The sequence below is a fragment of the uncultured Arthrobacter sp. genome, from assembly GCF_947495145.1.
Taxonomy (GTDB): Bacteria; Actinomycetota; Actinomycetes; order Actinomycetales; family Micrococcaceae; genus Arthrobacter_D.
In genome coordinates this window covers 103335-109814 of the sequence record NZ_CANLXP010000011.1, presented here as the reverse complement: position 1 = coordinate 109814, position 6480 = coordinate 103335, and the positions used below count along the sequence as shown (strand labels likewise).

Genomic DNA, 6480 nt, shown 5'->3' with positions numbered 1-6480 from the left:
AGACCCCAGCCACCCGGCTGAACCAGCTGCTCACAGCGGCATGAACCCCAGCGTTGCCCCCACTACTTGACTTCGCCGGGCTATTCGGGGCGTGTCCTGCCAAATCAACGTGAGGGTTAGCGGGGCGGGCCCACCACTTTCAGGCGATCCCAGCCCAGCAGCTCCTCACCGGCGGTGTGGACCACCAGTCGGTTGTCTCCCGGACGGGTGTCCTCCGGCGTCGTCACCGTGACTGAGCCGCCGTCGTTCACGAGGGTCCAGCCAAGGGCGGTGTCACCGAGGTAGACGTGCACCCACTGACCTGCCGGCAGGTTGGCGAGTGTGACCTCCGACGCTCCACGGGGGAACTTCTGCTTCCCAAGCCCGAGGTCCAGCTGGTTCTCGTCGGTCAGGTCTTCCCTAACCGGAGCCTCCGGCGTGAAGGACGGCTTGACCAGCTCGCCCGGCGCAGGCTCCTCACCGGTGTACGCGATGCTCGGCGCTTCCGGCTGCTCCATGCCTTCCCCGAGGAAGTACGAGGTGTGCGGAGGCTGGTTGTAGGCGGTGTTCTGCCAGGCAACCCCGAGGCGGTAGACCGGGTCCGACTGCAGGGTGCGCAGCCGGTGATCCGTGACGTTCACCGTGGTGGCGATACGCAGGGCGGTCGAATCGTCGGTGCGGGTGACGATCTCTTCACGCCAGTCACCGAACAGATCCGCCTGCAGAGCCGGTGTTCCCTTGGTGTCGTTGTTCGTCAGCGTTCCCTCAGCACGGTAGAGCACGTCCTCGGAACTGGTTTCGACGTTCCACTTCGAGATGGTGGGCACGCCGGTCCGGGTTTCCTCGGTCCAGTCATGGTCGGTGATTTCCCGCAGGAGGTCCCCGTCCCACCAGGTCAGGAAGTTCGCCGCCGGAATCTGCTCGGCAATCAGCTCGCCGTCGCTCGCGCGCAGCTGACCCACCGGTGAGTTCCAGGCAGCGTCGCCGCCGATCGCCCAACCCTCAGCACCTGCGTGCCGGGGATCGATGTCCGCCATGGCTGCCCGGCCCGTGTCCTTCGTGGCCGGAATGGACCAGAGCACCTCGCCGGTCGCGGCGTCGCGGTACGTTGCACCCGCACCGCCGGACATACCGAGGTCCTCATGAGCAGCGAACACTTCGAGCCCGGCACGCGCCGGGTCGAAGTCCGAAACGTGCAGCGCATCTCCGTGGCCGAGGTTGGTGTTGTAGAGCGGCGTGCCGTCGTCGTCGATCGTCATGGAGCCGAAGACGATCTCATCCTTCTGGTCTCCGTCGACGTCCGCCACCGACAGCTCATGGTTGCCCTGGCTGCGGTACTCGTCGCCGGACTCGTTCGAGTCGAAGGTCCACCGCGAGGTGAGCGATGTGCCGTCGAAGTCGTAGGCGGCAATCACTGTGCGGGTGTAGTAGCCGCGGCTGAAGACCAGGCTAGGCTTCTCACCGTCCAGGTAGGCCACGCCGGCCAGGAACCGGTCAACGCGGTTGCCGTAGCCGTCGCCCCACGCACCTACATCGCCGCGTGCCGGTATGTAGTCGGCGGTGTCGATAGCCGCACCGGTCGCGCCGTTGAACACCGTGAGGAACTCGGGACCGGTCAGGACGTACCCGCTGGAGTTCCGGTAGTCGGCACGGGCATCGCCGATGACTGCACCCGTTCCGTCCACGGTTCCGTCAGCCGTCTTCAGGGTGACTTCGGCTTTGCCGTCGCCGTCCAGATCGAACACCTGGAACTGCGTGTAGTGAGCACCGGCCCGGATGTTCTGTCCGAGGTCAATGCGCCAGAGACGTGTTCCGTCCAGCTCGTAGGCATCCACATAGACGTTGCCGGTGTAACCCGCCTTCGAGTTGTCCTGCGAGTTGGTCGGATCCCACTTGAGCACGATCTCGTACTGGCCGTCACCGTCCAGGTCACCGATCGATGCGTCATTTGCACGGTAGCTGTAGGGCTGGCCGTCCTTGGTGTACGCGTCGGCCGGCTTGTCGAGCGGAATGTCCAGGGTCTGGGAATCCCACACCGTGAAGTCCTCCGTTGCCCAGCGCTCGGTGCCGTTCACCACGGTGCTGATGCGGTACGTCGAGTCGGCAGCGCCGTCGGCGTCGAGCAGGTTGGTGCTCGAGGTCACGGGCGAGGGTGTGATCCGCTCACCGTTGCGGTAGACGTGGAATCCGATCTCCTCGGGATCCAGGCCGAGCATGCGCCAGCCAACGTAGACCCCTTCTTCGGAAGCGACAGCCACCGGCGAACGGTCAAGGCGCTCTGCCTGCCGTACCAGCGTGGTGACAGCCGGAGAAGTGACCGTCCCGGACTTCTCCGAAACGCCGCCGGCATTGACGGCTGCCACTGCATAGACGTACTCAACAGTGGTCAGGACGTCTGTGTCCGTGTAAGTGGGCTTGTCGGCCCGGCCGATGAGTTCAAGCTCGCCGACAGAACCGTCAGCCAGCGGGTCCGCACGGAACACCTGGTAGAACAGCGCGCCTTCCGAAGGTTCCCAGCTGAGCGTGACGTCGTTCTTGTTCACCTCGCCGAGAGCCAGGCCGGTGGGAACCGGCGCCTTCGCTGCATCGGGGTCAACCGTGGTGAGCTCAAGCGCGTTCGACGGAACGGATTCCGCGCCCGCAGCATCCAGCGCGACAACGGTGTAGGTGTACTCCAGTCCGATATCGGCGGTGGTGTCCACGAAGGACGTTCCATCGACATCACCGAGCGCTTCCGCTTCAGTAGCTCCCGCCGACTGGCGGTACACACGGTAGCCTGCCACGTCGTCGTTCCCCGTCCAGCTCAGCGAGACGGCAACGTCGCTGCCTTCGATCACAACATCGTCGGCAGCCAGTTCATTCGGTGCCAGCAGCAGCGGGGTGATCTCGAGGCCGTTGAACCAGCCTCCGGCCTTGATGTTGATCTGGCCGTCCGTCACCAGTACGGGCTGCAGGATCCTGTCCGCGATGGTGCCGCGGCCCGCGTTCGACGAGCCGTAGTCCTTGCCTTCCGACTGCAGTGCCAGCCGCCCGCTTCCCAGCGGATCGCCGTAGTAAGCCTTCAGCGCGTAGGAGCCGTTGGGAACGTCGATGACGAGCTCGTGCTTTGCGGCGTCAGGCAGCAGGAAGTCCTGCTGAAGCGCGGTGGGTACGGGATCGAACCCGGTACCGCGGTCGCGACCGCCGAGACCCTCAGTGGACAGGAAGCCGTAGCCGATTTCCGGTGTGTACAGGCTCGTTTCGTCAATAGCCGTGTAGCCGTCCATCACCGGATTGCCCGAAAGCTGCAGATCGAACTTGTACAGCGGTGCCTTGGTGGTGATGCGGACAGTGTCCGACGGCGCCGAGTCACCTCGCCCGTTCACGGCAGCAACACGGAGGTCGTAGGACGCCCCTTCCTCAAGACCCGTTACGTTGGCAAGCGGGACTGTGGAGGTGGTGACCAGGGCGTACGCTTCATCGCCCGCGTCGGCCTTCTTCGCGAAGACCTTATAGATGTCAGCGCCCTCGACTGCGTCCCAGGTGAGTTGTGCACCGGCGTTCGAGATACTGCCGGCAACGAGTCCGGCCGGCGCTGCAGGCACTTCGGCGGGCGGCTCTGCCGCTTCCACCTCGGCCGCGAGCGGAATGTCCAGCTTCGCGACGTCGGCCGCAACCAGGCGTGCCATCTGGATGGCGCCGTACTCCTGGAAGTGCGTGTCGTCGGTGGTTCCATTCGGCCGGCCCGGGTAGACACCCGCCGGAACGTGGAGGAATACCGACTTCGCGGCTTCCGGACCGATCTCGGTCAGGTAGGCCCGGCTGGAGGCGGAGAGGTCAACCAGCGGGGTTCCGGTGTCCGCCGCGATACGCGTTGCTGCGTCCACGTACTCGGGGAAGGAAACGTTCGCCTCGCCCGTCTCGGTGTTGTAGGAGCGGCGGGATACCGGCGTCACGATGACCGGAGTTGCTCCGCGCTGGGTGGCTCCGTCGACGAAGGTACGCAGGTACTCGTAGTAGTCGCCCGGGGCGGCCCAGCGGTCGTCGACACCGTAGCTGTTGTCGTTATGGCCGAACTGCACAAAGAGGTAGTCGCCCGGCTTGATATTGAGCAACACCTCGTCGAGGCGGCCCTGGCTGATGAAGTTTTTGGAGCTGCGTCCGCCGATGGCCTTGTTCTCGACCGTCACATCATCCGAGAGGAAGCGGTCGATCATCTGGCCCCAGCCGGCCTGCGGCGCGTAACCGGACGTGTAGGTCTGGACGGTGGAGTCGCCGGTGATCCAGGCGGTCGGCTGCGGGCCGGCCTCAAGCGGAGTCTGCTGGGTCAGCACAAGCGAGTTCAGGTTCGCTGCGGTCCCTGCGAACTCGAGGTTCAGCTGGCCATCCACCACGGCGATGTCGAAGGCCATTTCCAGGTAATCGCCGGCCACCTTCGCGGTTGGCTGTACCTTGGCCATCTGCTCGGCCGTAATGGCGACGTCGGTTGCGCCTTCGGCGTCACCGGCAATCAGGTTGGCTGTGTAGTTGCCGTTCGGCAGGTCAACCACAAGTTCGGTGTCGCCGACTGTGACGAAGTCCGAGCGCGTGGCGTCCTCCGTACCGCGGTCGGTGGCGGACACCTGCGACACGTCGACGAAGCCTACGCGGTTTTCTGCTGTGTACGCAGTCGTTTCATCGATCCGGACGGCGCCGGGAGCGGTTTCTCCGTTGCCCAGATCCAGCGACAGCACGCCATTCTCGGGAAGCAAGGGCGCGTCGGTACCAAGGCTGGAGGCAGCAGCAGCCGACGACGGCGAAAGACCGTCAGCGCCACGCGCCTGCACCTCGTAGTAATGCACCTTCGTCGTATCGACGGGGTCGGTCAGGTAGACAGTCCGGTCTCCGGTTTCCGCGACCTTGGCGTAGGGCCCGTCCACTGCGTCAGCCCGGGAGACGACGTAGCCCGTGGCTCCGCTGACTTCGTTCCAGCGCAGGGTAACGGCCTCGGAGGTTACGTGGGACATGCGCACGGACTGCGGCGCACCAAGCGTTGAGACCGGTTCTTCCGGCTCAGGCTCGGGTTCAGGCTCGGGTGCTGGTTCAACTTCAGTGACGACGACGCCGTTCACGTACGCGCTGCCCGCGTCGGCAGAGAAATCGATGGTGAGCTGGCCATCCTCCACCGTGGTCTGCCAGGTCTGCTCAGAAACGGACTGGCGTGCCTGGACGGTTCCGGCTGCCACGCCTTCCAACGCAACCCTTGTCTTGGTGGTGCTGGTACCGGGAAGCTGATCGCCCGACAGAACCCGCACGCTGTAGGCACCGTTTGGCACATCGACGACGAAACCCCACGCGGCGCCCAGCACAAAGTCGTTGTTCACAGGGTCAACAGCTTCGGGGGTGCGGTGGCGTGAGTCCGGTCCTGAGTCGCCAACAGGCACGATGCCGTAGCCGGTTTCAGCAGAGTAGCGGTTGCTATTCGGCACTCCGATCCAGCCCTCCCCGACAGGGCTTTCGCTGGTACCGAAGTCGAATGAGCGGGTCAGCGGCTCCTCTGCCGCCAGGGCCGGCGTCGTCGCCGTACAGAGACCGACAATGGCGGCCCCTGCTATCAGAGCGCGCGCAGAATGCGGGCGCGAATTTTCGAGGGTCATGGCATCACACCTTCTAGTTTCGACAGTGAAATATCGGTGGTTCTCGGGCCGCCCGAGAGGTGCCCGGCGCGCAGGCAACGCGCAAGATAAGGACGGGCAATGAAACGATTCACGGAGACCAACGAAAATCAGCCTAACCGTGAGAGCGGTCACATTCAAGAGTCCAGACAATATTCAGGAAAGCGTTTCCCCACTGTGACCTGCGGAACCTAGTTGCACTTCGATATCGATAGTGCAAAAATACACTTCGTGAGCAATAGTGCAGAAAACGACGACGGCGGCCTCCGCGAGCGCAAACGGCGCGCCACCCGTGCGTCCATCTGCAACGTCGCCCGCGAGCTGACGGCTTCGTCGGGTCTCTCCGGCTTCACCGTTGAGGAACTGTGCGAGCGCGTGGGAATCTCCCGCCGGACCTTCTTCAACTACTTCCCCTCGAAAGAGGATGCGGTGCTCGGCCATGACGAGGACGCGCACTTCCCCGAGGATCTCGTCGCCGAGTTCCTCGCCGGCGCCAAGAAGGAACCGCTGCTCGAGGCACTGCGGACGTATGCACGGCGCTCCGGCGAGAGCCTCGCCCTCACCCGTGAGGAGTTCACCCAACTGCACGCGGTTATGCAGCGCGAACCTGAAATCCTGGCCCGGTTCTTCGGCGAATCCATCGAACGCGAGCGTGAGTTCGCCGCACTGATCGCCCGCCGCGAAGGGATGGAGCCAACCGACCCCCGGGCAGTTCTCTCAGCCCATGTGATGCGCCACATCGCGTGGGTCTCGATGCACGAGTTCCTCTCCGCCGAATCGCCCCCAAACTACCGGGACATCCTCGACACCAACATCGACGCCGCCGGCTACCTGTTCCGGTAGCCGCAACCCTTCAGCACAGCACCAG

The 6480-nt window shown here is 64.4% G+C and carries 2 protein-coding genes; one reads left to right on the top strand and one right to left on the bottom strand.

Annotation, left to right across the window (positions count from 1 at the left end; all coding sequences use genetic code 11):
* Positions 1-116: 116 nt before the first annotated feature.
* Positions 117-5594: a fibronectin type III domain-containing protein gene (locus Q0877_RS10430; protein ID WP_299167462.1), complete on the bottom strand. Its 5478-nt coding sequence runs from the start codon at positions 5592-5594 to the stop codon at positions 117-119.
* 249 nt (positions 5595-5843) lie between these two features.
* Here Q0877_RS10430 and Q0877_RS10425 point away from each other — a divergent pair, with 249 nt between their 5' ends.
* Positions 5844-6455, top strand: coding sequence for a TetR/AcrR family transcriptional regulator (locus Q0877_RS10425; RefSeq protein ID WP_299167460.1), 612 nt, complete (start codon positions 5844-5846; stop codon positions 6453-6455).
* Positions 6456-6480: the final 25 nt, after the last annotated feature.